Here is a 24,984-nt window from a genome sequence, read left to right on the forward strand (position 1 = left end):
CGCCGAGGCCTTTCTTCCTTATCCTCGGCGCGCTTTGCGCTTCTGCGTTGAATCATTTCTTCGCGGCCGGTTGCAACATTCGCGCCGCAATGTCTTTTCGATAATGCATGCCGTCGAACTTGATGAGCGCGGAGGCTTCGTAGGCCCGCGCGACGGCCTGCTCGAGCGAGGCGCCGCGCGCGGTGACGCCCAGGACGCGTCCGCCGGCGGTGACCACGTCGCCGGCAGCGTTCCTCGCGGTCCCGGCGTGGAAGACCATGGCGCCTGCGACCTGAGCGGCGGCGTCGAGCCCGGTGATGACCTTGCCCTTGGCGAAGTCGCCGGGGTATCCGCCGGAGGCGAGCACGACGCAGCAGGTCGCGTCCGGCGACCACTTGAAGTCGCCGTCGGAGACGCGGCCGTCGACCGAGGCCTCGAAGGCGTCGACGAGATCGGACTCCAGCCGCATCAGGATGGGCTGCGTCTCGGGGTCGCCGAAGCGGCAATTGAACTCCAGCACCATCGGGCCGCGCGGCGTCATCATCAGGCCGCAATAAAGGATGCCGCGATACTCCGCGCCTTCCGCCTTCATGCCGCTGACCACCGGTTGCGCGACGTGGTGGATGAGCCAGTCGCGCATCGCGGGCTCGAGCAGGGAATCGGTGGAGTAGGCGCCCATGCCGCCGGTGTTGGGGCCGGTATCGCCGTCGCCGACGCGCTTGTGGTCCTGCGCGGCGACCAGCGGCGCCACGCGCTCGCCGTCGCTCATCACCAGGAAGGAAAGCTCCTCGCCCTCGAGAAACTCTTCCAGCACGACGCGCGCGCCGGCGGCGCCGAGCAGCTTTCCGGAGAGCATCTCGCGCGCGGTGGCGGCGGCCTCGTCCTTGGTCTGCGCGATGACCACGCCCTTGCCGGCCGCCAGGCCGTCGGCCTTCACCACGATGGGCGCGGAGAAGTGCGCCAGCGCGTCCTTCAGCTCCTTCTCGTCCGGGATGACCGCGTAGTGGGCGGTCGGGATGTTGTGCCGCCGCATGAACTCCTTGGCGAAGCTCTTCGACGATTCGAGCTGCGCGGCGGCGCGCGTGGGTCCAAAGATGCGCAAGCCGCGCGCGAGGAAGGCGTCGACCACGCCGGCGGTCAGCGGCACCTCCGGGCCGACCACGGTGAGGTCCGGCTGGAGCTGCTGCGCGAGCGCCAGCGCCGCGTCCACGCTCGCCACGTCGAGCGGCACGCATTCGGCGTCCTGCGCGATGCCGGCGTTGCCGGGCGCGCACCATACCTGCTCGACGCGCGGAGACTTGCGGATCGCCCACGCCAGCGCGTGTTCGCGGCCGCCTCCGCCGATGACCAGCACCTTCACTGAGTTCCCTCGCTCCGCCCGGGACTTCGGCTGCGGGCTCCCGGGCCCCATGCCCGCAAGACGCCTCAACATGGAAGCGACTAGGCTATTGGGCGGCGCGCCGGAGTGTCAATCGCCGTTAACCGTGCTTAAGGTGGGGGCTATAATGCTCGCACCGTGCCGCGTATCACCATCTCGAAAGAGGACTACCTCAAGGCGATCATGGAAGCCGAGAGCGAAGGGCTGAGCGTGATCTCGGCGACGCTGGCGCACTGGCTGAGCGTCTCGCCGCCGGCGGTGACGATGGCGCTGCGCCGCCTGAAGAAAGACGGCCTGGTCTCGGTGGCGCGCGACGGCCGGGTGCAGCTCACCGCGCAGGGGCGCCGCATCGCGCAAGGGACCATCCGGCGGCACCACCTCATCGAGCGCATGCTCTCGGAGATCTTCGGGATGGAGTGGTTCAAGGTGCACGACGAAGCCGAGCGGCTGGAGCACGCCGTCTCGGCGGCCTTCGAGCAGAAGCTGGCGGAAAAGCTTGGGCCGGGAGGCCTGTGCCCGCACGGCAACCTGACGGTGCCGGAAAGCGCGCCCGCGCGGCGCAAGCGCGGGCTCATCCCGCTGGCGGAGGCGGAAGCGGGCCGCACCTACCGCATCGGGAGCGTGTACGAGCGCGACCGCAAGCTGCTGGAGTTCCTGGAGCACCGCAAGCTGCGGCCGGGCAGCCGGCTGCGCGTGGTGGCCACCAACTACGACCAGACGGTCACGGTGGCGACCGACTCGGGGCAGGTCTCGGTGGGCAAGCCGGTGGCGGAGAAGGTGTGGGTGGCCGGCCCGGCGGAGAACGGCGCCCGCACGCGCCGCTAGTTAACTATAGTTTACTCGTGTTACTATACCCAGCCTAAGCTGCTGCACGTTCCCGATCTCATGAGCACACCCGCGGCCCGCATCAACGGATGGCGTTACCCGGCGGCCTCGCCGTCGCTGCCGGAGGTCTACGCCTCCATGCCGATCCCGAAGGACGCGCGCTTCTGGCGCAAGATGCTCGCGTTCGCGGGCCCGGGGTTCCTGGTGGCGGTCGGCTACATGGACCCGGGCAACTGGGCCACCGACCTGGCGGCGGGCTCGCGCTACAACTACTCGCTGCTGTTCGTGATCATGCTGTCGAACCTGATGGCGATCCTGCTGCAGAGCCTGTCGGTGAAGCTGGGGGTGGTGAGCGGGCGCGACCTGGCGCAGGCCTGCCGCGACCACTACTCCAAGCCGGTCTCGTTCGGCCTGTGGGTGCTGTGCGAGGTCGCGATCGCGGCGTGCGACCTGGCGGAGGTCATCGGCTCGGCCATCGCGCTGCAGCTGCTGTTCGACATCCCGCTGATCGTGGGCGTGTGCCTGACGGCGCTCGACGTGATGATCATCCTGTTCCTGCAGAACAAGGGGTTTCGGTACATCGAGGCGTTCGTGATCGCGCTGACCGCGATCATCGGGACGTGCTTCGCGCTGGAGATCTTCTTCTCGCGGCCGGAGCTGGCGGGCATCGCGCGCGGCTTCCTGGTGCCGACGCCGGAGATCTTCTCCAACCGCGAGATGCTGTACATCGCCATCGGCATCCTGGGGGCGACGGTGATGCCGCATAACCTCTACCTGCACTCCGCGGTGGTGCAGACGCGGCAGGTGCTGCCGGACGACGAATCGAAGCGCGAGGCCATCAAGTTCCACAACATCGACTCGGCGGTCGCGCTCACCTTCGCGCTGTTCGTGAACGCCGCCATCCTCATCCTGTCCGCGGCGGTCTTCCACCGCGGCGGGCACAACGAGGTGGCCGAGATCCAGGAGGCCTACCAGTTGCTGACGCCGCTGCTGGGGGTGACGGGCGCGAGCGCGCTGTTCGCCATCGCGCTGCTCGCCTCCGGGCAGAACTCCACGCTCACCGGCACGCTCGCCGGCCAGGTGGTGATGGAAGGCTTCCTGAACATCCGGCTGAAGCCGTGGGCACGGCGGCTGATCACGCGCGGCATCGCCATCGTGCCGGCGGTGATCGTGACCGCGCTCTACGGGCAGAGCGGCACCGCCAAGCTGCTGATCCTGAGCCAGGTCATCCTGAGCATGCAGCTGAGCTTCGCGGTCTTCCCGCTGGTGATGTTCACCAGCGACAAGGAGAAGATGGGCCGCTTCGTGAACCCGGCCTGGATCAAGGCGCTGGCGTGGACGGTCGCGGTGTTCATCGCGTCGCTGAACGTGTGGCTGCTGGCGCAGACGTTCCGCGACTGGATGAGCTAGGCCGCGCCGCGCGCTCGAGGGCGAGCGCGCCACATCATTCGGAGCTGTAGAGGCTGCTTTTCCAGATGGGGAACGCTTCTTCGCGGAAGACGGTATAGAGGGCGTAGCGGTAGCCGGCGTCGGAGACGAGGCGGAAGAGCAGCTCGGCGCGGCCGCGGCCCTCGGCGTCGATGGGGCCGACCAGCTCCATGCGCGGGACGGCGTCGAGGTGGTCCTTGTCGGTGACGTTGGCGAAGACCTTCTGCGGCACGAAGCTGAGGTCGGTGCGCGCGATGAAGGTCACGTAGGTGTCGCCGGAGACGCCGGTCACGACCAGCTCGGCGTTGTTGTCGAGGTTCAAGTCGTAGGCGGCGACCTCGACGCGCGAGAAATGGGCAGCGCGGGCGCCCGCGCCCGCGGCCTTTGACTTCGGGTTCTTTATCGCCTTCGCCGCCGGCGCGCGCGCTGCCAGGTACTTGTTCAGCTCGGCTTCGGCGAGCGTGACGGCCTTGGCCTTGAGCGCCTTCTCTTCCTCGGGCTTCCATGGGAAGCGGTAGTCGCGGGTGTTGCCGGTGCCGTCGGGGTCGGAGACGCCGATGAGGACTTCGCGGGCCGGGGCATTCGGGGCACCGGCTGTGCTCGCCGGGGTTTGGGCGGGAAGCTCGAGCGTCTGCCTGGCGGAGCTGGAGCCACCGCGGCGCAGCGTGGGGCGGTCGGGGTCGAGATCGTGCGGCGTGATGGGCTGCTCGGGCTGCACCGGGTGGACGCGCTCGGCCTCGGCGCGCGGCGAGCTGGGCTTGCCGCCGGGCTCGCTGGAAACGGGCGCTTCCGGCGCGGGCTTCGCCGTGTCGGAGGAGCCGGGCTTGCGGAGCCTGGGCGGGCCGTCGTCGTCGTTGAGCGTGCGGGTGCGCTCGCGCTCGGCGGCGGAGCGCGCCTTTTCCGCGGCCTCGAGCTGCGCGCGCGACTCCCACTTTCCCAGTCCGTACCACTCGCCCTTCTGCTGCTTGGCGGCGCCGACGGTGAAGAAGCCTTCCGGCGTGCCGTCGCGCAGCGCCTCGTAGACGGTGCCGTAGTCGAGCGCCAGCGGACGCGGCGTCGCGCTGTACGTGCCGGCGTCGTACCACTTGTCGCCCACCAGGATGGCGACCGGGATGAGGCGGCCGCCGGTCGGGCTGGCCTTCGGCCCGTAGAGCTCGACGATGGCGAGCGCGCGCAGCTGGTGCGAGCGCTTCATCTGGGCGCACGCGGCCGTAAGAAGCGCGCCGCAGATGACGGCGACGGCGGCTTTGCGGTATAACCGGCGAGCTGAGGAGAAACCAGTCATGCTGGAAGCGGGCGACAAGGCTCCTGATTTTACCGTGCCGGACGAGACCGGCGCTGACGTACGCCTGAAAGACCTGAAAGGGAAGAACGTGGTGCTGTTCTTCTACCCCAAGGCCGACACCCCCGGTTGAACCATCGAAGCGTGCGGGTTCCGCGACGCATTCCAAAAGCTCCAGAAGGCCGGGCTCACCGTGTACGGCATCTCCGGCGACACGCCGGCCGCGCAAATGAAATTCAAGCAGAAGTACGAGTTGAACTACCCGCTGCTCGCCGATTCCGACAAGAAGGTCGCGAACGCCTTCGGCGTGATCAAAGAGAAGAACATGTACGGCAAGAAGGTGAAGGGAATCGCGCGCACGACGTTCGTCATCGGACCCGACGGGAAGATCGTCCGAGTGTTCGAGAACGTGAAGGCCGACGGGCACGCGGAGGAAGTGCTGGCGGCGGTAAAACCCTGACCAGGTGTCATCCTGAGCCCGTCGCGGGCGAAGGATCTCAGCCGGTGAGATGCTTCGCGCCGGACGGCGCTCAGCATGACACTCGTCAGTCGCTGTGCCCGGCGCAGCGCATCACGCCCATGTAAACCACCCACGGACCGATGGCCTCGCGGTACTGGTGCGCGAGGATGCGGGAGAGCTGGTGCAGGTGCGTGAGGTCGTGCACCGGCCAGCCCGCGATGAGCTGGCCGAGCGTGACCGGACCGAGCGCGGGATGCGTGCCGCGGCGCTCGAAGTCTTCCGGCTTCAGCTTCATCCCGCGCAACTTCTGGATGTTCTCGGCGCGCAGCGCGGCGAACTCGTCGAGCAGCTGCGCGAGCGGCTTGCCCTTGCTCTCGCGCTCCTGCGCGGTGCGGTCGAACTTGTCGAAGGGTCTGGACTCGCCGTGCTGGAGGATGCGCTGTGCGCGCGGGATCCAGTCGGTGCGCTCGCCGTGGATCAGGTGGCCGACGACGTCGTAGGCGGTCCAGGTGTTGCCGCCTTCGTTGGCGTGGGTCCAGGGCTCGGGCAGGTCGCGCAGCAGGGCGTTGAGGGCAGCGGGCGTGCGGCAGATGACGGCGATGGTGAGCGAGAGGTCGTGTTCCATGCAGCGTTTGATTGGCAGGGTGCGATGGCGGATGCAGGAATGTTGCCCGTGTCATCCTGACCCCGAGCGAAGTCGAGGGGAAGGATCTCACCGGTGAGATGCTTCGCGCCTGCGGGCGCTCAGCATGACACGGCTACTTGGTCCGTTGTAGTTCCCGGTACGCCTCGCTCTTGGAGACGCCGAACTCCCTGGCGGCGCGCTTGAGGGCGTCTTTCTCGTCGAGCTGCTCGGCCGACTGCAATTCGCGGACGCGCGCGGCGATGCTCTTCTTCTCCGGCAGGACGTCGACCACTTCGGACGCGCGACCGAGCATCAGGGTGATCTCGCCCTTCACGTCGCCCTTGGCGCGAAGCTGCTCGAGCACTTCGTCGGCGCGGCCGCGCAGGAACTCCTCGTGGAGCTTGGTGACCTCGCGGGCGACCACCACCGGGCGCGACGCGCCCAGCAGCTCGACCACGTCGGCGAGCGTCTCGACGATGCGGTGCGGCGCCTCGTAGAAGACCTGCGTGCGCGGCGAGGCCTTGATCTCCTCCAGCAGCGAGCGCCGCTGTCCCTGCTTGGCCGGCAGGAAGCCGGAGAAGCGGAAAGAATCGGTGGGCAGGCCGCTCGCGGCGAGCGCGGCCACGAACGCCGACGCGCCCGGGATCGGGATGACCGGGATGTGGTGCCGGATGGCGAGCGAGATCAGGCGATAGCCGGGATCGGAGATGCCGGGCATGCCGGCGTCGGAGACCACGGCGATGGACATGCCCTCTTCCAGGTCTTTGACCAGCTCGGCGGCGCGGGTCAGCTCGTTGTGCTCGTGGTAGCTGACCGTCTTCTTCTCGATGCCGTAGTGGTTGAGGAGCTTCTGAGTCTGGCGCGTGTCCTCGCAGGCGACCAGGTCGCACTCCTTGAGCACGCGGAGGGCGCGCAGGGTGATGTCCTCGAGGTTGCCGATGGGCGTGGCGACGATGTAGAGCACGCCGCGGCCGTTGCTGGACGAAGCAGCCATCGAGCGCAGGATACACCTTGCGCCGGCGAGTCGCCGGCGCCCACCCATGCTTTAAAATCCCATGCGATGCCGATCTACGAATACCAGTGCAAGAAGTGCGGGCACCGCTTCGAGAAGATCCAGAAGTTCTCCGACCCTGCGATCAAGAAGTGCCCGGAATGCGGCGGCGCGGTGGAGAAACTGCTTACGGCGCCCGCCGCGCACTTCAAGGGCGAGGGCTGGTACGTGACAGACTACGCGCGCAAGGGCGCGAAGGGCGGGGAGTCGTCCGCGGAATCGTCCAAAGAGACGAAGGGCGAGGCGAAGCTTGACTCGAAGCCGGACGCCAAGCCCGACCACAAGCCGGAGAAGAAGCACAAGAAATAGCTTTCTCGGGTGCTCCTTCGCGTCCGCGGCGGGCGCTCGGTCGCGCCCTGTCTTCTTTTGCGGGCTGGAAGGCGGCGCTGAACGCCGCCCCTCCGAAAACAGAAGCGGCGGCAAGATGCCGCCGCTCCTGCCGGCTGAAGCCGGCGCTCCCACAGACTACGAACAGCCGGTGAAGGCGAGGGTCGCTGCCGTCACGCTGCTGCCGGCGGTGACCGCGAGCGCGCCTCCGCCCTGGAGCGTGTTGACCTGTACGTCAGACGGCGAGCAGTCAGGCGTCGAGCCGGAGAGCGGCACGAACGCCAGCGCGTCCATCGTGTAGTTCACCGGGTTGGCGGTGTCCTGCGTGTAGGTGGTGCCGCCGGCGCTGAAGGCGCCGACGTTCGGGTTCGCCGCCGGCACGCTGACGGTGTAGGTGGCGCAGAACGTGCCTGCGGGGCAGGCCGCGTCGCTCGCCGTCGTCAAGGTTGCGGTGGACGACGACTGCTGCACCAGCGGGATGGTGACGAGCGTCGAGGAGCCGCCGATGGTCAGCGGCTGGGTGGCCGCGAGCGTGATGTCGGCCGCCACGCCGCCCGATGCGCCCGCCGTGCTGACCTGGCCGGTGATCGAGCCCTGCGTGGTGTTCGCTCCTGTCTGCGCGACCATGGGAATATTCCCCATCGCAGTGCCGACCGTGACGCCGGTCGTGACCGTGGCCGCGTAGGCGACGCCGGTGTCGCTGATGGAGACGGCGACAAGGTCGTAGGCGCCTTCCGGCACGGGGCAGAAGCTGAAGTTGCCCTGGGCGTCGGCGAGCGTCTGCATGATGACGCGGTCGACGCCGGTGGCGGCGTCACGCTGCTCGAGCGCGACGATGGTGGTGCCGGTGATGGGCTGCGACGTCGCGGAGTCCACCACCTTGCCGCTAATGATGTTGGTCTGCAACGAGACCTCGCCCGCATGCAGCACCGGCTTCAGCCGGAACTGCCCGTTGGGCTGCGCCACGATGGAAGCGCAGGCGTCGAAATCGACGTTGAGGTCGACCACGCCGCCGTCCGGAACGGTGAAGCGCCCGCCGGCGATCTGGCCCGACGGGATCTTGATGCCAGTATTGGCTTCGCTCGAAAGCTGCAGCGGCTGCACCGAGCCGCTCGGGTTCAGCACCACGCAGTTCGCCGCGTTCGCTCCGCAGGCGTTGGTGGTGAGCTGGCTGGCCTGGTTGTTGCCCAGCAGGATGATGCGGATCTGCTGGTAGCTGCCGGCCGCGATCTGCTGCGCGCCGAGCTGCGCCAGGAAACACTGGTTCGAAGGATTGCCGAGCAGGTCGATCTGCCTGGGCGCGTTCGCCAGGCCGGGGGCCAACTCCTGCCAGCCGCCGGCGTTCGCATCGGCGGTCGCGCTCTGGTGCACCATCACGGAACGGACGGTGACATAGACGTGCTGGTAGGGGCCGCCGCTTGCGCTCGAGCAGGTCGGCGGGTCGCTGATGCTGGTGTTGACGGTGCCCATGGGGAGCGAGCCGTTGACGGTGGCCTTGCCGCCGCCGCAGCCGGCAAGCACCAGCGCGGCGGTGATAAGAGTCACTACAGAAACGAACAGAGATCTGTTGCGGGACTGCATGGTTCTCCTCCGCTACCGGAAGACATGAAGTTGCCCTGGGGTCCGTAGGAAGAGGAGCAGCTTGGGTTCCAATCGTAAGTAGCTGGAAAGTGGCGGGTTATCGAGGCCGGCCGGCGAGCCGCACCCGTCAAAAGGAATGAGAGCAGGTAAGAATTGCGGCGTTACTTTGGGAGGTGACCGAAAAAAACAAGCGCCCTCGGGTCGAGGGCGCTACACATCCGAATGATGTAGAAGCCTAGGCCGCCTTCTTGCGCGGGACCTTGGCGCCCTTCTTGCGCGCCTTGGAGAGACCGATCGCGATGGCCTGCTTGCGGCTCTTTACGCGGCTGCCATGCTTGCCGCGCTTGTAGTGGCGCATCTCGGTGCGCACCTCGCTCGCGGCCTTCTTGCCATACCTGCGGCTGCTGCCTTTCTTGCGTGCCATGGAACCTCCTGTGGGAGTCCTCCCTGTAACTAGAGACGCCCCGCGCGTGGTGCAGGTTGGCGACCAATCGCGCAGCTCGGGATGCGAGCGGCGGCAGGATGCCGCCGCCCTGCCGGCGAGACGCCGGCAATCCGGTGGCGTCGAGGGCGCTACACGCCGCGGGGGGAGGCGGCGGCGTTGCGCAGGCCGCTCCAGCTCTCCGCGATGACGATGGAGTTGCCGGGGTTCTGCGGGTCGTACTTCACCGATGCGGGCACGCCGATGCGGCAGGTGTGAAGGTCGACGAAGGGACGGAGGTGCGTGACGTCCTGCGAGGCTTCATACGACACGCCGGCCACGTCGTACTGGTAGATGAGCAACTGGAGCGCGCCGGAGCCGTTGTGCTGGAGTTCGCTGACGTCGATCACGGTGCCGTCGGTGATGCGGCCGAGCTGCGCGATGCGCGTGCGGCGCTCGCGCTCGCGCTGTTCCGGCGTCTTGCGCCGCATGCGCGCGATGGTGTAGCCGGCGATGGCCGCGATCGCGGCGGCGCCGCCGAGGTAATAGGGAAGCAGACGAAGGGAGGTCATAGCTGCCAGGTGCTGGGGCCCAGAAACTGTATGCGAGACGCCGGTCGGCTGGTATCCGGCGATAACCCTACTTCTTCACTTTCTCATAATCCTTCAAGAACGCCGCCAGCCCCTTATCGGTCAAGGGATGGTTGAACATCATGTCGAGCACCTTGAAGGGGATGGTGGCGACGTGCGCGCCGGCCATGGCCGACTCGACCACGTGCATGGGATGGCGGATGCTGGCGGCCAGGACCTCGGTCTGGAAGCCGTAGTTGCGGTAGATGGTGAGGATCTGGCGGATGAGCTCCATGCCGTTCTCGCTGATGTCGTCGAGGCGGCCGATGAAGGGGCTGACGTAGGCCGCGCCCGCTTTCGCGACGATGAGCGCCTGGTTGGGCGAGAAGCAGAGCGTCATGTTGACCTTGATGCCCTGGCCGGCGAGGCACTTGCACGCCTTCACGCCGTCCTTGGTCGTGGGGAGCTTCACGACGACGTGCTTGTGCCACGAGGCGTACTCCTGGCCCTCGCGGCACATCGCGCCGGAGTCGGTGGCGAGGACCTCGACCGAGACGGGCCCGCCGACGACCTCGCAGATCTCGCGGATGGTTTCCTTGTTGTTGGGCTTGCCTTCCTTGGCCATCAGCGACGGGTTGGTGGTCACGCCGTCGAGGATGCCCATGGCGGCGGCATTCCGGATCTCGTCCAGGTTGGCGGTGTCGATGAAGAATTTCATGGGAGTGCCCTTATTGTCGCACGACTCGCGCGCGGCGCTTCACTCGGCGGCGACGGGATTTTTCAGCGTCCCGACGCCCGGGATGGTGACCTCGACCACGTCGCCGGGCTTCATGGGGCCGACGCCGGCGGGCGTGCCGGTGGTGATGAGATCGCCGGGGAGCAGCGTCATCACGCGGCTGACGGCGCGGATCACGAGCGCGACCGGGAAGATGAAATCTTTCGTGTTTCCGGACTGTTTAGTCTCGCCGTTCAGCTTGGTAGTGACTTGGACGGCGGTGGGGTCGAGGTCGTCGGTGACGATGGGGCCGACCGGACAGAAGGTGTCGAAGCCCTTGGCGCGGGTCCACTGCGCGTCCTTGTGCTGGAGGTCGCGGGCGGTGACGTCGTTCACGCAGGTGTAGCCGCGGATGTAGGGCTTCACGTCCTCGTCGTCGGCGAGGTTGCGGCAGCGGCGGCCGATGATCACCCCCAGCTCGCCTTCGTAGTCCACGCGCTCCGATATTTTCGGCAGCACGATGGTGGCGCCCGGCGCGATCACGGTCGAGGGCGCCTTGAGGAACGTCAGCAGCTCGGCGGGCGGTTCGTTGCCGAGCTCCTTGGCGTGGTCTTTGTAATTGCGGCCCACGCCGATGATCTTCGACGGCATGACGGGCGCGAGCAGCCTGGCCTGGTCGAGCGGGATGGCGGTGAGGTGGGCGCCGTTGGTGGCCACGCTGAAGCTCGCCACGTCTTCCGGCATGGTGAGCAGGCGTGTGATGACGTCCTTGCCTTCGAGGCGCTCGATCATCCCCCAGGCGGGGCCACTCGGCGATTGGAAACGACAGTATCTCATTGCGGAACCTGCTCGCTCGCCTCCGGCGACTTCGCGCTCTCGTTGCCGCGCAGGTCGACCGCGGTCACGCTGTAGAAGTAGGTGCGGCCGGGCTGGAGGTCGCCGTCGCGGAAGGCGGGCGTCTTCACCACCTCGGTCGAGATCTTCCGGAGCTGGCCGCCTTCCTCGCGGCGATAGACGTGATAGCCGGCGAGGTCGGGGTCGGTGTTGGGCGCCCAGGTCAGGTCGATGAACTTCTGCTGTGCCAGGCCGGAGTAGACGGCCTGCACGCCCGAGGGCGCCGCTGGCGGGAAGCTGTCGTGCGCGAAGACCTCGACCGGCTGCGAGTCCTCGCCTTCCACCTCGACCGCGCCCGAGGACTGCTGGACGCGCGTGATGGGCGTGACGCGGTAGACGTAGGTCTTCTCCCACTCGGCGAGCTGGTCGGTGAGCTTGAGGTCGTAGTCGACGTCGGGCCGCGAGTCCGCGCGCCGGTCTTCGACGTCGGTGAGCACGGCTTCCTTCGCGGGCGGATCATCCTTCAGGCGGCGGCGGACGCGGAAGACGCAATCAGGCGCGGCGCAGCCCTGCATCGGGCGCCAGCGCAGCTCGGGGCCGTCGGGCGTGACGCGGCCACTTACCTGCGGCGCCGGGAAGGTGCGCGCGAGCGGCACGCGGACCTGGTTGGAGAGGCCGGCGGAGCGGCCGCGGGAGTTCAGGACTTCGACCGCGTAGGTGGCGAAGGCCTCGCTCTGCTGGTCGGGCGCGAGCGTGTGGATGTAGGAGGCCTCCGCGCCGGGCTTGAAGAAGCCGGGCTGCAGGTCGCCGACGGCTTCGGAGCACTTGTCCATCGCGGGCTGGAGCGAGCGGCAGACCTTGATCTCGCCGACGTGCTTCACCAGGGCGCCGTCGGTGGTCTTGGCGGGCGCGGTCCAGGTGAGCGTGACCTTGTCGCCCTTGCGCGTGGCCTTGAGGTCGGCGGGCGGCTGGGGCAGGTCGAGCGAGGGCGGCAGCGGCGCGCCCGGCACGCCGCATCCGGCGAGCAGCGCAGCAGCAGCGAGCATGAGGACGACGACAGAGACTCGCATGGGAAGCGCAACAGCGTATCAGAAGCGCCGCGTGAGACGAAGTATGGGCGCGGGACAGCTTCCGCGCCCACACGACCCGGAATCACGCCGCCGCAGGCGCGGGAGCCGCCGGGCCGAAGAAGCGCCGCCACGCCCAGCGCACGAGGCGCCACGCCACCCAGCCAGCCAGCAGCCACGTGCCGAGCCACAGCAGGATCGCCGGCAGGCGGAAGAGGATGGCGATCATCGTGTCGGCGTATCCCGCCAAGCCCTCGAGGCCGTCGTAGAACGACTCCTTCACGACCTGAAGCGGATGCCAGCGAAAAGCGCGCTCCATGATGGGCAGCTCGGGGCGCAGCGAGACCGAGATAGTCGCCATCTCGACGCGTTTCGAAAGCAATGCCAGCTCCGCCTGGGTGCGCTCGATGCGGCCACGCACGTCGGCGAGCTGTTGGGCCACTGCGAGCGTGTCCTTGATAGCGCCCGAACGCTGCATGATGGTGCGGTAGCTTTCCTCCTCCGCGCGGAAGTTGCGCAGCGAGGCTTCGAGGTCGACGTATTGCGCGGTGACGTCCGTGCTCTGGACGCTCTCGCTCTCAACGCGCAGACCGAGCGCGCGCAGGCTGCGCCGCATCGCATCGAGCCGCGCCGCGGGCACGCGGAGGACGACGTTGGCGCTGCGAGCGCTCGATTCCCAGCCGAGCAGCTCCGACTTCTCGATGTACCCGCCGGCCGAGGCCACCAGTTCCTCGATGCGGTCGAGGGTCCTGGCCGGGTCCTCCACCCGCATGTCGAGCGAGACCGTTTGGATGACTTTCCTGAATTCGGCCCTTCCGGCGCTCGGCAGGTCGGCAGCCGCCATTTCTTGTGTCGTGCGCATGCGCCCCAAGGCGAACGAGGAATTGGCTGAATGGCGCGCGCTGAGCAGGTTCGGTACTGAGATGGCGACCAGGACCGCCAGCAAGGCGAGCCCGACAAGAGCTCCGACGAGATAGTTCCGTTTGTGCGGGACAGGGGGATTCACTGCTGCTTGCGGAATGCTTTCCACTTTCTCCTCCGTGCCGGTTTGCGCAGCCGGCCCTGTCTAAGAACGAGGGAGGCAGGGGAATTTGCACGCGAGCGCAGCCAAAAAATGGAGAGGTTGGAGGAGAGGCGCACCGACGGGCGCAGCCTTGGGAGACGGTTGCATTGTAACCCGAAACAAATGCCCGGCCGAGGGCGGCCGGGCGACAACTTCGTTGGGCGCTACAGGATGTAGCGGGAGAGGTCCTGGTCCTTGACGATGTCGGCGAGCATCTTGCGGACGTAGTCACCGTCGACCTTGACGTCTTTTTCCTTCATGTCGGGGGCGTTGAAGCTGATCTCGTCGAGCACGCGCTCCATGATGGTGTGCAGGCGGCGCGCGCCGATGTTCTCGGTGCCTTCGTTCACGCGGAAGGCGAAGCGCGCGATCTCGGAGAGCGCTTCTTCGGTGAACTCCAGCTTCAGGCCTTCGGTCTCGAGCAGCGCGGTCGATTGCTTCACGATGGAGAGCTTGGGCTCGGTGAGGATGCGGACGAAGTCCTCCATGGTGAGCGACTGCAGCTCCACGCGGATGGGGAAGCGGCCCTGGAGCTCGGGGATGAGGTCGCTCGGCTTGGAGACGTGGAACGCGCCGGCGGCGATGAACAGGATGTGGTCGGTGCGCACCATGCCGTAGCGCGTGTTGACGGTGGTGCCTTCGACGATGGGCAGGATGTCGCGCTGCACGCCTTCGCGCGAGACGTCAGGCCCGTGGCCGGATTCGCGGCCGGCGATCTTGTCGATCTCGTCGAGGAAGATGATGCCGGAGTTCTCGGCGCGCTCGACCGCGGTGCGCTGCACCTGGTCCATGTCGATCAGGCGCTGCTCCTCTTCCTGGATGAGGTACTCGAACGCTTCCGAGACCTTCATCTTGCGCTTCTTGGTGCGCTGGCCGAAGAGGTTGGGCAGCATGTCCTTGACGTTGATGTCCATCTCCTCGACGCCCTGGTTGGAGATGATCTCGAAGGCGGGGAAGGATTTTTCGCGGACGTCGAGCTCGACCATGCGGTCGTCGAGCTTGCCCTCCCGCAGTTGCTGGCGGAGCTTCTCGCGGGTGCGCGATTGCGGCTCGACCTGTCCCTCGAGGAACACGGCCGAGGCACCGGTCTCGCCGGCACGCGAGCCGGGCAAGAGCAGGTCGAGCAGGCGCTCCTCGGCGTTGAGCTCGGCCTTGTCCTCGACCTCTTCCAGTTTCTCTTCGCGCACCATGTCGATGGCGATCTCGATGAGGTCGCGGATCATGCTCTCGACGTCGCGGCCCACGTAGCCGACCTCGGTGAACTTCGAGGCTTCCACCTTGAGGAAGGGCGAGCTCGCGAGCTTGGCCAGGCGGCGCGCGATCTCCGTCTTGCCGACGCCGGTGGGGCCGATCATGATGATGTTCTTCGGCATGATCTCTTCGGCGAGCTCGGGCGTGAGCTTCTGGCGGCGCATGCGGTTGCGCAAGGCGATGGCGACGGCGCGCTTCGCGTCCTTCTGCCCGACGACGTACTTGTCGAGCTCGGCGACGATCTCGCGCGGCGTCAGCTCGTCGAGCGTGACGTGCTGCTCTTCGGCGGTGGCGGGCAGGTAGATGGCCATGCTTAGTCCACAGTCCACAGTCCACGGTCCACAGTGGCCGGGCTCAAGAGAGTGTAATAAAAATCAGGCGGCGCCGTTGGTCACGGCGTTCAACTCACAGCTCCTCCACCGTCAGCGTGTCGTTGGTGTAGATGCAGATCTTGCCGGCGATGCGCATGGCCTCTTCGGCGATCTTGCGGGCGGGGAGGTCGGTGTTGTCGAGCAGGGCGCGGGCGGCGGCGAGCGCGTACTGCCCGCCGGAGCCGATGGCCGAGGCGTCGGAGTCGGGCTCGATGACGTCGCCCTGGCCCGAGACCAGGTACATGGATTCCTTGTCGGCGATGAGCAGCAGCGCCTCGAGATGGCGCAGCACCTTGTCAGTGCGCCACTCCTTGGCGAGCTCGACGGCGGCGCGGCCGAGGTTGCCGTGGTACTGGTCGAGCTTGCTCTCGAAGCGGGCGAAGAGCGAGAAGGCGTCGGCGGTGGAGCCGGCGAAGCCGGCGATGATCTTCTCGTTGTGCAACCGGCGGATCTTCTTGGCGGAGTGCTTGATGACGCTGTCGCCGAGCGTGACCTGGCCGTCGGCGGCCATGACGACGCTGCCGTTGCGGCGCACCGCCAGCACGGTGGTGGAGCGGACTAGACGGTTCGTTCGCATGAGGACAATCCGCGATTATATAGGGCTTCCTCCGCTCACGCTCATCCCGCCCTGCGGGACTCGCGTGTCGGTCGGAATGACAGTTCAATCGGGTTGTCATTCCGAGCGAGCGCGAAGCGCGAGTCGAGGAAGCCCTATTGCGGCTCTTCCAGCGTCGGCTCGATGCGGAGCTGGCCGGCGGGCACCGACCACGAGCCTTCCTTCTCGCCACGAAACACGCGCGAGACGCCGCGAACGATGCGCCGCATGGGCAGCTCGCCGGAGTCGTCGGCGAGGAAGAGTTCGCCGACGCGCTGCGTGCGGAAGACCCAGCGCTTGAGCAACGCGAGGTGCTCGACCAGTTCGCTCGCCGGGCCGGCGGCGGGATGCGGCGCGGCGTCGAGCGCGGCGAGGATGCGCGACTCCATCGAGAGGTGCTTGCCCTCGCCCTGGTCCTGCACGGGGAACGGCGTCGGGCCGGCCAGGCGTCCGGCTTCGAGCAGGAAGAACGCGACGCAGCCGCTTTCCGACGACGGCTGGATGATGAGGCCGCGAAGCAGGTCGAGGCGGCGTGCGATCTCGGGGCGCTGGTGCGCGGCGGCGTGGACTTTCTCGAGCCTGGCGTGGAGCGCGGCGGCCTGCTCGAAGGCCAGCTCGGCCGAGGCTTTCTCGCGCTCGGCCTCGAGTTCGCGAGTGAGCGACTCGCCGGCGGTATCGAGGAACCGGCGCACGCGCGCGACCTCTTCCACGTAGGCCTCGTCGGTGCAACCCTGGAAGCAGGGCGCCAGGCACATCTTCATCTCGGAATAAATGCAGCCGGGGAACTGCGGGTCGGGGTTGAGGTCGAAGTCGCAGCGGCGCATCTTGAAGAGGTCGAGCGAGTCGTTGAGGAACTTCTCGGCGGCGGCGCGCGACTGGAACGGCCCGTAGAACTGCGACTTGCCTTTCAGGTTGGTGATGCGGCGCGTGACATAGGCGCGCGGGTAGGGGTTGTCGAGGTTCAGCTTCACCAGCGGTGCGGGGCGCAGCTTCAGCCGGTCGGCGTAGTCCTTGGGGAACTCGCGGCGCAGCGCCTGGTAGAGCGCCCAGCGCGACTCGAAATCGGAGCCGGTGAGCTGGTAGTCGATCGTCCGGACGCGGTCGCGCAGGTTCAGGCGCTTGGACTGGCCTTCGGGCGGAGCAAGCAAGCGCTTGAGGCGGCGGCGCAGGTCGGCGGTCTTCGAGACGTAGGGCTCGCTCCCTTCCTCGCCGCGCAGCGTGAAGACGGCGGGCTTGGCGGGCAGCGCCTCGAAGATGGCGGCGTCGCGCTCGGGCGAGAACTCGATGTGGACGGCTTCCACGGCCTCATTTCACCACGGAGGCACGGAGATCCACGGAGAAATGCGAAAAGAAAAATCTCCGTGTTCTCCGTGTCTCCGTGGTGAAAAAGGGGTTACCGGAAGCTGGCGGACTTCACCTTCACGCGGAAGTCGTCGCCGTGCATCTCGACCAGCTTGCACATCTCGTGCAGGCGGGAGCGCATGCGCTCGGTGATGCGGTCGCCCAGGGTCTCGCGGCGGGCGGCGCGCTCGGCGGCGGAGCGGCCGCGCAGGTCGTGGCTGCCGCTGATGCCGGACTCGGCCTCGTCGGGGAAGTTGGTGGTGAAGAGCGTGGTCTTCTGCGCGTTGTAGCGGCGGTTGATGATGTCGGAGATGGTGTCCCACTTCCAGTCGGTGGGCTTGACGGCGCCGAGCTCGTCGATCAGCAGCACCTCGGTCTCGAACACCGGGCGGAGGATGTCCATCTCGGTCTCGGCGACGGAGGGGTTGAACGAGTTCTGGATGTCCTTGAGCAGCTCGCGGTAGTCGTAGAACAGGCAGCCGATGCTCTTGTCGCGCATGAGCAGCTTCAAGATGCCGACGGCGAGGTGCGTCTTGCCGACGCCGATGTCGCCGACGATCAGCAGGCCCTCGCGATGCACGGGGTACTCTTCGACGAAGCGGCGCGCGGCGAGCAGCCCGGAGGCGAGGGGCTGGCGGCCGAGCGTCTCGAAGTTCTCGAGCTCGCAGTGCTCGTAGCGCGCCGGGATGTGCGCGGCGGCAAGCAGGCGCTCGGCGCGGGCGGCGGTCTGGCAGTCGCAGCGCGCGACCTTGCGGGCGCCACCGTTGGCCACCGGCTTCCAGCCGGTGCCCTGGCAGAGCGGGCAGGTTTGTGGGCTTGCGCTCACGAGAGTGTCTGCTTCGGACTGTACCGCCGCCGGGCGGAGGAAGCAATCGGGTGAATCCGCGAGGCCCTGTGCGATTCGGGGATTTGTTGTGGATGAGGTGGAAAACAGGGCCCAGTGCGGGGATGCATAGGTCCCTTCGCGGGCCGAAGCCCGCTCAGGACAGGTCGTCGGCAGGGGTCGGAAGGCCGCGGCCGAGGGCGGCGCGCCACAGGTTTATACCTTCAGGAGCTCAGGCCGGAGCTGCTGGAAAGGGGCATTCCGGCTGCCAAACCCCGCCCGGGGAGAGGCATCCAAGCAGCCGTAGTCCCGGATTCCAGCGGCGGACGCCGCGGCATGGGGAAAGGGTGCATTGGACATGAAGAAACTGGTGGCAATTCTCATTTTGGCCGGCCTGCTCGCGGTCGCGGGCTGCTCGCAGCGCGAGAACAGCGCCTCGACGGGTGGCGCGGCGGCGCAGGGTGTGGCGCAGGGGCCGAAGGCGGAGGCGATCGACCGCCTCAACGACTCGGCGCAGATCCTCAAAGAGCTCACCGGAGCCCAGGACGCCGAGATCCCGGAGAGCGTGCTGAAAGACGCGAAGTGCGTGGCCATCGTGCCTTCGATGATCAAGGGCGGGTTCGTCTTCGGCGGCCAGCACGGGCGCGGCGTGGCGACTTGCCGCAACGGCAACTCCTGGAGCGCGCCGGCGTTCTTCACGCTGTCGGGCGGAAGCTGGGGCGCGCAGATCGGCGCCGAAGCGGTCGACGTCGTGATGCTGGTCATGAACGACCAAGGCATGAAGGACCTGATGAGCTCGAAGTTCAAGCTGGGCGCGTCGGGTTCGGTCGCGGCCGGACCGGTCGGCCGTGAGGCCTCCGCGAACACCGACATCTCCATGAAGTCGGGCATCCTGACCTACTCGCGTTCGCGCGGGCTGTTCGCGGGCTTGGACCTGAACGGCGCGGTCGTGCAGCAGGACGACGAGTCGCAGGACGCCTTCTATGGGAAGAACGTGAGCTTCGGCTCGATCCTGCAGGGCGCCAAGCCGGTGCCGGCGGACGCGCAGCCGTTCCTGGCCAGCGTGCGGCAGAGCTTCCGCGAAGCCAACGTGCAGGCGGGCGAGAAGCCGTAGCCGGTCAGTCGTTTCAAGCGGCGAGCCTCGGCTCGCCGCTTTTCTTTTGAGGCGCGCTTCCGCCGCGACTACAATCGGCAGCCTCATGACACGCCAGAACATCTCCAGCGGAACTCCGTGGGAGCCGGTGGTCGGATATTCGCGCGCGGTGCGCGTCGGCAACATGGTGTGGGTCTCGGGGACGACCGCGACCGGCAAGGACGGCAAGCTGGTGCGCGGCGACGCCTACCGCCAGACCGTCCAGGCGCTGCGCAACATCCAGGACGCGCTCGAAAAAGCTGGCGCCACGCTGGCGGACGTGGTGCGCACGCGCATGTACGTGACCGACATCTCGCAGTGGGAAGATGTCGGGCGCGCGCACGGCGAGTTCTTCGGCCAGATCCGCCCCGCGACCTCGATGGTCGAGGTCCAAGCGCTCATCGACCCCGCGATGCTGGTGGAGATCGAGGCCGACGCGTACATCCAGGACTAGAACCCAACACAGAGGCACAGAGAATGCGCAAGTTCCTGATCTCTTTTCTACTGCTGCTCGGCTGCGCGGCGGCACAGACCGCGACGGTCGACGTCGCGCCGCTGACCGTGATCACGGCGGCGAACCTGTTCGACGGTAAGGCGGTCACGCACAACCGCGCCATCCTCATCCGCGGCAACAAGATCGTGGCGGTCGCCGGGCTCGACCATCCCGACGTGAAGGGCGCAAAGACGCGCATCGCCTTCGGGCCCGAGGTCACGGTGATGCCCGGCATGATCGAGTCGCATACCCACATCTTTTTGCAGGGCGAGGCGCCGGAAGACGGCGGCTACGACGCGAACCTGCTGTACGGCGGGCTGTACTACCGCGCGGCGCGCGCGACCATGTCGCTGCGGCGCGCGCTCGACCAGGGGTTCACCACCATCCGCGACGTCGAGACCGAAGGCGCCGGCTACGGCGACGCCGAGCTGAAGCTCGCGGTGGAGAAGGGATACATTCCCGGGCCGCGCATTTTCGCGTCGACGCGCGCGATCTCGACCACCGGCGGCTACAACCTGGAGGGCTACGCGCCGGAGATCCAGCCTGGGCTGCCGAAGGGCGCGCAGATCATCGACGGGCCCGTTGAGGCGCGCAAGGCGGTGCGCGAGCAGCTGGAGAACGGCGCTGACTGGATCAAGGTCTACATGACGCACCGCTCGTGGCTCGACCGCGACGGCAACCTGTTCTCGCAGCCCACGCTCACGGTCGAGGAGCTGGCGGCCATCGTGGACGAGGCGCACGGCTGGAGCAAGAAGGTGGCGTGCCACGCCTACAACGGCGTCGGGATGCAGCGCGCGCTCGACGGCAAGTGTGATTCCATCGAGCACGGCTTGGAGCTCACCGACGCCAACATCGCGCAGATGGTGCGGCAGGGAACCTGGTATTGCCCGACGCTCAGCGTCTACTACGGGCACTGGGCGCCGGCGAACACCCCGGCCGGCATGCGCGACCGCAAGCGCGTGGAGCTGCACGGTCCGAGCTTCACCAGGGCCCTGAAGGCGGGGGTGAAGATCGTGTTCGGCACCGACGTCGGAGGCTTCGACTGGAAGGAGCCCATCGCGCAGGAGTTCCCGCGCATGGTGGAGTTCGGGATGTCGCCGCAGGAGGCGATGGTGTCGGCGACCTCGCGGCCGGCGGAGATGCTCGACATGCAGGGGCTGATCGGCGTGGTCGCGCCGGGGGCGTACGCGGACGTCGTCGCGGTGGCGGGCGATCCGACCAAGGACGTGAAAGCGCTCGGCAACGTGAAGTTCGTGATGAAAGACGGGAAGGTGTGGCGGAACGAGCAGCGCTAGGCTGAGGTCTCAGCGGCGCTGAGCTGTTTGAGCCGCCACATCGCCCAGATGCCGACGACGGGGCCGAGGGCGAGCGAGGCGATGGCCTCGCGAATGTGCCCGCGGCCGAGCATCCAACCGAAAGCTTGCAGCGATACGGCGGTCAGCGCGAAGCCGGTGGCGGTCTGCATGGTGAGCGCGGTGCCGACGTAGCGCGGGTCGGAGACCTCGCTCACGATGGCCGAGAACTGGGCGGAGTCGGCGACGACGCTGAAGCCCCAGACCAGGGCCACGGCCGCGAACCAATCGGTGCGGTGCACCAGCGCGGCGCCTACCAGACAGCACAAGCCGCTGATCACCATCGCTGCAATGGTGACGTTGGAGCGTTGTCTCAGCCGGGAAATGGCGTCGCGGTCAGCCCACACTCCCGCCGCCAGGCAGCCGAAGGCGCCCATCGCGATCGCGGCAAAGGCCCACCATTGCGTCCGACTCAGGAGTTCGATGAATCCGGAGTGAGACGCATCGTAACGCGGGACCATCAGGATCCCCAGGTACGCCCACATCGCGTAGAGCTCCCACATGTGTCCCCAGTAGCCGGCGTTAGCGAGCAGGAGGCGGCGGTTGCGGAAGGTCTCGCCGGCCTGGTGGATGTCGAAGCGCGCGGCGGGCGCGGCGAACGGGCCTTCCTTGATGAACAGCGCGATGATGGCAGCGCCCAGCAGAGTCCCCACGGTCGACGACTGGATGACGGGCTGCCACGGCAGCCGCTCACCGGCGGCGAGCGCGCGCAGCGCGTAGGGCGAGGCGGTGCCGATGGTCAGCGCGCCGACCATCACGCCGAGCGCGGTGCCGCGCCCTTCGCGGAACCAGCCGGCGAGGATCTTCATGCCGGCCGGGTAGACGCCCGCCAGGAAGACGCCGGTGAAGAAACGGGCGGTGAGCGCGGCGGCCGGGCCGTGCGCGACCAGCGCGCCGAAGCTCCAGTTGGCCGCGGCAGCGAGCAGCGCGGAGACGAGCATCACGCGCGGCGCGGGGAAGACGTCGGAAAGATTGCACCAGGCGGAAACCAGCGCGCCGGCCACGAATCCGAGCTGCACGGCGACGGTGATCCAGGAGGCGCGCAGCGGGTCCCACCCCCAGAGCAGGCGCAGCTCAGAAGCGGCCGCCGTCCCGCTGAACCAGGGCGAGATGGCGAGCAGCTCGGCCAGGGCGAGAGCGAGGAGGATGCGCCAGCGCATGCTCCGAGGATTGTACCGATAGGGGTTGACATCGTTCGTCCGGCGTACATAATGGCGGGCCATTCCGCAGGCCGCCGGCTATCGGAGCGGGCCGGCGCAGGAGCGAGCGATGAGCATTCTGCACCTTTGCGACGAAGTTCCGGCCAAGGTCAATCCCGAGACCACCATCGCCGACGCCATCAACCTGATGATCGCGAGCCGCGTGGGCGCGGTCGCGGTAGTCGACAGGGACAACAAGGTCGCCGGCATCTTCACCGAGCGCGACGTCCTGAAGAAGTTCGCGCTCAGCGGGAAGAACCCGCAGAAGACCGAGATCCGCGAGTTCATGAACACCCCGGTGATGATGGCCACGGTGCACACCTCGGCGGGCGAGGCGCTGGAGGTGATGGTCGATAAGCACATCCGGCACCTGCCGGTGGTCGACGACCAGACGCGCCTGCTGGGCATCCTGTCGATCCGCAACCTGCTGCAGTCGCAGGTGGACGAGCTGCGCCAGGAACTCGATTCGCTCGAGACCGCGCTGACCAACGACGCCGCGGGGGGATAGGGAGCCGCGCTACAGAGGTTGCGGCCGCTTCCGGAACACGACCTTCAACTCCTCGCGCCAGCGTTCGTCGATGCCCAGCAGCTCGCATTCGATCTCCGGCGAGATGTAGCGGAGCAGGGCGTCGGTGGCGGGATGGACGCGCAGCGCGGGCGCGACCAGCAGCAGCAGCGGCGGTTCCGCGGAGAGCTCACAGCCGGCGAAGTAGCCGAACTGGCGGAACTCGCGGCGCTGGTGGTGCCACGCCACGCGCGCCCAGTAGTCGATCCCCTGCAGCGGCAGGTGGATGTCTTCGTCGGCCTTCAGTTCGATGACGGCCAGGCGCTTGTCATGCGTGAGGCCGAGGACGTCGATCATGGCGCGGTCGCTGGCGGAGAATGCCGGCACCTGCGAGTAGACCGGCGCGGGCAGCAGGCGGTGGTCGAGCCGCGAGAGGTCCTGGATGACGAGCGATTCCAGCCAGCGCTCGGGATGCATGCGGAAGAGCGCGTTGGATTGGTCGGCGCCGGAACAGCGCGCGGCGCTCAACATGCGGGCGAACGCGCGGAAGTCGCCGAGGTTCTCTTCGCTGACGACGGTCTCCTGGGGCGGCGCGCCGAAGACGAGCTGCGCCGGGTTGCGGAAGGCATGCGGGTCGGCGGCGAGGCGCGCGCAGGCGAACTCCAGGCCGCGCAGCCGGAACGAGAGCTCGTAGGAGCTGAGGACGGCGACCTCGCAGTCCGGCACGATGGCGCGCACCTGCTCGATCTGCGCGCCGAAGCGGTCGCGCACCGCCACCTGGTCGGGACAGCGCACCAGCCGGGTGGCGATGTTGCCGCGGTCGCGGCAGTCGAGCTCTTCGAGCGCGAGGTCGCCCTCGTGGAATTCGTAGAGGCGGAACTTGGCGGCGGCGTGGTCGAGCTGCGCCATGCGCTCGCGCAGCACGGCCGAGCTTTGCGGGGGAACGAACAGCGCGAGTCCCTCGACGAGCGCGCGCGCGTCGCGGCGGCAGTGGTCGAGCCACAGCAGCCCGAAGGTGAGCGAGGCGTCCACCGCAGCCTGCATCTCGCCGGCGTTGACGCCCAGCACGGCGAACGACGAGTTGCCGTGGCGCAGCAGGCCGCGCGTGTGGATGGGGCCGAACGAGCGCTCCAGGTCCATCGCGGTGGTGAAGCGCTCCGGCCTGGCGCCGGGGAAATGCCTCAGCAAGGCGCGCTCGAGCAGCTTCTGGTAGCGGGTGCGGGCGGCGCGGCGGGCGCTGGGGGTGCGCTCGTCGCGGTCGCGGCAGAGCTCGAGCCGGTCGGGCGCCGAGCGGCCAAAGCGCAGGACCTCGAGTCGTAGCGTGCCCTCCTTTTGCTCGGCGTCGAGCACGCGCCGGACGGCGTTGCGCTCCTGCGACCAGAGGTGCAGCACGCACTTGCCGTGCTCGGTGGAGAGCGAGTAGCGGGCGCTCGCGAAGTCGAAGACGACCTCGCCGTCCTCGCGCACCACGGCCCGCGGGGCTTCTCCGAGGAAGTCCTGGATCAGCTTGGCGACTGTTTCGGGAGCTGCCGCCGCCGGCACGGGCCGACCTCAAGACGGCTGGGGAGCGACACCACAATCTTCAACTCCCATTTCCGCCGGCGCAACCGAAATCTGCCAGTGACAACAGGAGGAGAGAGGAGCGCCATCCACCCGCGGAACGAAGAGGGAAGTGAGGGAAAGAACAAGAATCCCTCCTCTCCTCCCCTCCTCCTGTTTTCATTTCGTGGGCGGTGGCGTTACGCGCTGGCGGCGTCGGCGCCGAGTGGCAGGAAGTACTGCGTCCCCTTGATGGGCTCGGAGACGCGCCGCAGCAGCTCCTGCAGGTCTTCGTGGCGGTCGACGAAGTCGATCTCGTTGGTGTTCACGATCAGCAGGTCGCTCGAGGTGTAGTGAAAGAAGAAGTGCTCGTAGGCCTTGGCGACTTCCTCGATGTAATCCTCCGAGATCTGCACTTCGTTGGCCGCGCCTTTTTTCTTCAGCCGCTTCTTCAGGACCTCGGGCGTCGCTTGCAGGTAGATGACGAGGTCGGGCGTTGGGAGCTGCGAGCGGAAGTAGCGGTAGTACTGGTCGTAGACGCGCAGCTCCTCGTCCGAGAGGTTGATGTTGGCGAACAGCTTGTCCTTCTCGATGATGTAGTCGGCGACCACGACCTTGCGGGTGTTGGGGCCGACCTCGAGCGCGCGCAGCTGCTCGAAACGCTGGATGAGGAAGGAAAACTGCGCCTGGAAGGCCGCGCCGGGCTCGCCGTCGTAGAACGCGCCCAGGAAGGGGTTGTCTTCCGGCTCGGTGACGCGCTGCGCGTTGAGGCGCTCCG

26 protein-coding genes are annotated in these 24,984 nt (G+C 67.6%); 8 read left to right on the plus strand and 18 right to left on the minus strand.

Annotated elements, in window-relative coordinates; all coding sequences use genetic code 11:
• Positions 1-52 precede the first annotated feature (52 nt).
• Complete coding sequence (gene purD, locus VLA96_10135) at positions 53-1,339, minus strand: phosphoribosylamine--glycine ligase (GenBank protein ID HSE49553.1); 1,287 nt, start codon at positions 1,337-1,339, stop codon at positions 53-55.
• Positions 1,340-1,495: 156 nt separating this feature from the next.
• Between purD and VLA96_10140 the strand changes: the two genes are divergently transcribed.
• Together VLA96_10140 and VLA96_10145 are read left to right on the plus strand one after the other, a co-directional pair.
• Entirely contained in the window at positions 1,496-2,182 is a 687-nt protein-coding gene (locus VLA96_10140; protein HSE49554.1) for a metal-dependent transcriptional regulator, read from the plus strand.
• Positions 2,183-2,242: 60 nt separating this feature from the next.
• Positions 2,243-3,592, plus strand: coding sequence for an Nramp family divalent metal transporter (locus VLA96_10145; protein HSE49555.1), 1,350 nt, complete (start codon positions 2,243-2,245; stop codon positions 3,590-3,592).
• Between the two features lie 34 nt (positions 3,593-3,626).
• Here VLA96_10145 and VLA96_10150 read toward each other — a convergent pair whose 3' ends face one another.
• A complete protein-coding gene (locus tag VLA96_10150) occupies positions 3,627-4,805 on the minus strand; it encodes a hypothetical protein (protein ID HSE49556.1) in 1,179 nt (392 codons plus the stop codon).
• Between the two features lie 88 nt (positions 4,806-4,893).
• On the opposite strand from VLA96_10150, the gene bcp reads away from it, so the two are divergent.
• Entirely contained in the window at positions 4,894-5,352 is a 459-nt protein-coding gene (bcp, locus tag VLA96_10155) for a thioredoxin-dependent thiol peroxidase (protein HSE49557.1), read from the plus strand.
• Between the two features lie 85 nt (positions 5,353-5,437).
• Here the strand turns inward: bcp and VLA96_10160 are convergent, their stop codons facing one another.
• Positions 5,438-5,977, minus strand: coding sequence for a DinB family protein (locus VLA96_10160; protein HSE49558.1), 540 nt, complete (start codon positions 5,975-5,977; stop codon positions 5,438-5,440).
• Between the two features lie 133 nt (positions 5,978-6,110).
• Complete coding sequence (gene rsmI, locus VLA96_10165; GenBank protein HSE49559.1) at positions 6,111-6,971, minus strand: 16S rRNA (cytidine(1402)-2'-O)-methyltransferase; 861 nt, start codon at positions 6,969-6,971, stop codon at positions 6,111-6,113.
• Between the two features lie 66 nt (positions 6,972-7,037).
• On the opposite strand from rsmI, the gene VLA96_10170 reads away from it, so the two are divergent.
• Positions 7,038-7,337, plus strand: coding sequence for an FmdB family zinc ribbon protein (locus VLA96_10170; protein HSE49560.1), 300 nt, complete (start codon positions 7,038-7,040; stop codon positions 7,335-7,337).
• Positions 7,338-7,493: 156 nt separating this feature from the next.
• Here the strand turns inward: VLA96_10170 and VLA96_10175 are convergent, their stop codons facing one another.
• The 11 genes from VLA96_10175 to VLA96_10225 all read right to left on the minus strand — a co-directional run bounded on the left by VLA96_10175 (position 7,494) and on the right by VLA96_10225 (position 17,989).
• Entirely contained in the window at positions 7,494-8,936 is a 1,443-nt protein-coding gene (locus tag VLA96_10175; GenBank protein HSE49561.1) for a DUF4382 domain-containing protein, read from the minus strand.
• 235 nt (positions 8,937-9,171) lie between these two features.
• A complete protein-coding gene (locus VLA96_10180) occupies positions 9,172-9,360 on the minus strand; it encodes a DUF6496 domain-containing protein (GenBank protein ID HSE49562.1) in 189 nt (62 codons plus the stop codon).
• A gap of 149 nt (positions 9,361-9,509) precedes the next feature.
• Positions 9,510-9,929 carry a hypothetical protein gene (locus tag VLA96_10185; protein HSE49563.1) on the minus strand — a complete coding sequence of 140 codons (420 nt, stop codon included), beginning with the start codon at positions 9,927-9,929 and terminating at the stop codon, positions 9,510-9,512.
• Between the two features lie 67 nt (positions 9,930-9,996).
• Positions 9,997-10,644, minus strand: coding sequence for a fructose-6-phosphate aldolase (gene fsa, locus VLA96_10190; protein ID HSE49564.1), 648 nt, complete (start codon positions 10,642-10,644; stop codon positions 9,997-9,999).
• Between the two features lie 39 nt (positions 10,645-10,683).
• The gene (locus VLA96_10195; protein HSE49565.1) at positions 10,684-11,478 is read right to left on the minus strand and encodes a fumarylacetoacetate hydrolase family protein; all 795 of its coding nucleotides are present in this window, start codon (positions 11,476-11,478) and stop codon (positions 10,684-10,686) included.
• On the minus strand, positions 11,475-12,545 hold the full coding sequence (locus tag VLA96_10200) for a hypothetical protein (protein ID HSE49566.1): 1,071 nt from the start codon (positions 12,543-12,545) through the stop codon (positions 11,475-11,477). Before VLA96_10200 ends, VLA96_10195 begins: the two co-directional genes overlap by 4 nt.
• A gap of 82 nt (positions 12,546-12,627) precedes the next feature.
• Entirely contained in the window at positions 12,628-13,572 is a 945-nt protein-coding gene (locus tag VLA96_10205) for a DUF4349 domain-containing protein (GenBank protein ID HSE49567.1), read from the minus strand.
• 197 nt (positions 13,573-13,769) lie between these two features.
• The gene (hslU, locus tag VLA96_10210; GenBank protein ID HSE49568.1) at positions 13,770-15,167 is read right to left on the minus strand and encodes an ATP-dependent protease ATPase subunit HslU; all 1,398 of its coding nucleotides are present in this window, start codon (positions 15,165-15,167) and stop codon (positions 13,770-13,772) included.
• A gap of 94 nt (positions 15,168-15,261) precedes the next feature.
• Positions 15,262-15,804 carry an ATP-dependent protease subunit HslV gene (gene hslV / locus VLA96_10215; protein HSE49569.1) on the minus strand — a complete coding sequence of 181 codons (543 nt, stop codon included), beginning with the start codon at positions 15,802-15,804 and terminating at the stop codon, positions 15,262-15,264.
• 134 nt (positions 15,805-15,938) lie between these two features.
• Positions 15,939-17,123 carry a hypothetical protein gene (locus tag VLA96_10220; protein HSE49570.1) on the minus strand — a complete coding sequence of 395 codons (1,185 nt, stop codon included), beginning with the start codon at positions 17,121-17,123 and terminating at the stop codon, positions 15,939-15,941.
• 92 nt (positions 17,124-17,215) lie between these two features.
• Entirely contained in the window at positions 17,216-17,989 is a 774-nt protein-coding gene (locus VLA96_10225) for an ATP-binding protein (protein ID HSE49571.1), read from the minus strand.
• A gap of 355 nt (positions 17,990-18,344) precedes the next feature.
• Here VLA96_10225 and VLA96_10230 point away from each other — a divergent pair, with 355 nt between their 5' ends.
• The 3 genes from VLA96_10230 (at position 18,345) to VLA96_10240 (ending at position 20,906) form a co-directional block, all read left to right on the plus strand.
• Positions 18,345-19,100, plus strand: coding sequence for a lipid-binding SYLF domain-containing protein (locus VLA96_10230; GenBank protein ID HSE49572.1), 756 nt, complete (start codon positions 18,345-18,347; stop codon positions 19,098-19,100).
• Positions 19,101-19,185: 85 nt separating this feature from the next.
• On the plus strand, positions 19,186-19,572 hold the full coding sequence (locus VLA96_10235; GenBank protein HSE49573.1) for a RidA family protein: 387 nt from the start codon (positions 19,186-19,188) through the stop codon (positions 19,570-19,572).
• A gap of 23 nt (positions 19,573-19,595) precedes the next feature.
• Complete coding sequence (locus VLA96_10240; GenBank protein HSE49574.1) at positions 19,596-20,906, plus strand: amidohydrolase family protein; 1,311 nt, start codon at positions 19,596-19,598, stop codon at positions 20,904-20,906.
• Here VLA96_10240 and VLA96_10245 read toward each other — a convergent pair.
• Positions 20,903-22,123 (minus strand): MFS transporter, encoded by a 1,221-nt coding sequence (locus tag VLA96_10245; protein HSE49575.1) that lies wholly within the window; start codon positions 22,121-22,123, stop codon positions 20,903-20,905. The two genes, VLA96_10240 and VLA96_10245, sit on opposite strands and share 4 nt — an antisense overlap.
• 109 nt (positions 22,124-22,232) lie before the next feature.
• Between VLA96_10245 and VLA96_10250 the strand changes: the two genes are divergently transcribed.
• Positions 22,233-22,670 carry a CBS domain-containing protein gene (locus VLA96_10250; protein ID HSE49576.1) on the plus strand — a complete coding sequence of 146 codons (438 nt, stop codon included), beginning with the start codon at positions 22,233-22,235 and terminating at the stop codon, positions 22,668-22,670.
• Between the two features lie 9 nt (positions 22,671-22,679).
• On the opposite strand, the gene VLA96_10255 is transcribed toward VLA96_10250, so the two are convergent.
• Both VLA96_10255 and VLA96_10260 read right to left on the minus strand, forming a co-directional pair.
• Entirely contained in the window at positions 22,680-24,209 is a 1,530-nt protein-coding gene (locus VLA96_10255; GenBank protein ID HSE49577.1) for a hypothetical protein, read from the minus strand.
• A gap of 197 nt (positions 24,210-24,406) precedes the next feature.
• On the minus strand, positions 24,407-24,984 hold a 578-nt coding region (locus VLA96_10260; GenBank protein ID HSE49578.1), incomplete at its 5' end, for a deoxynucleoside kinase.

It is taken from the genome of Terriglobales bacterium, assembly GCA_035457425.1.
Taxonomy (GTDB): Bacteria; Acidobacteriota; Terriglobia; order Terriglobales; family Acidobacteriaceae; genus JACPNR01.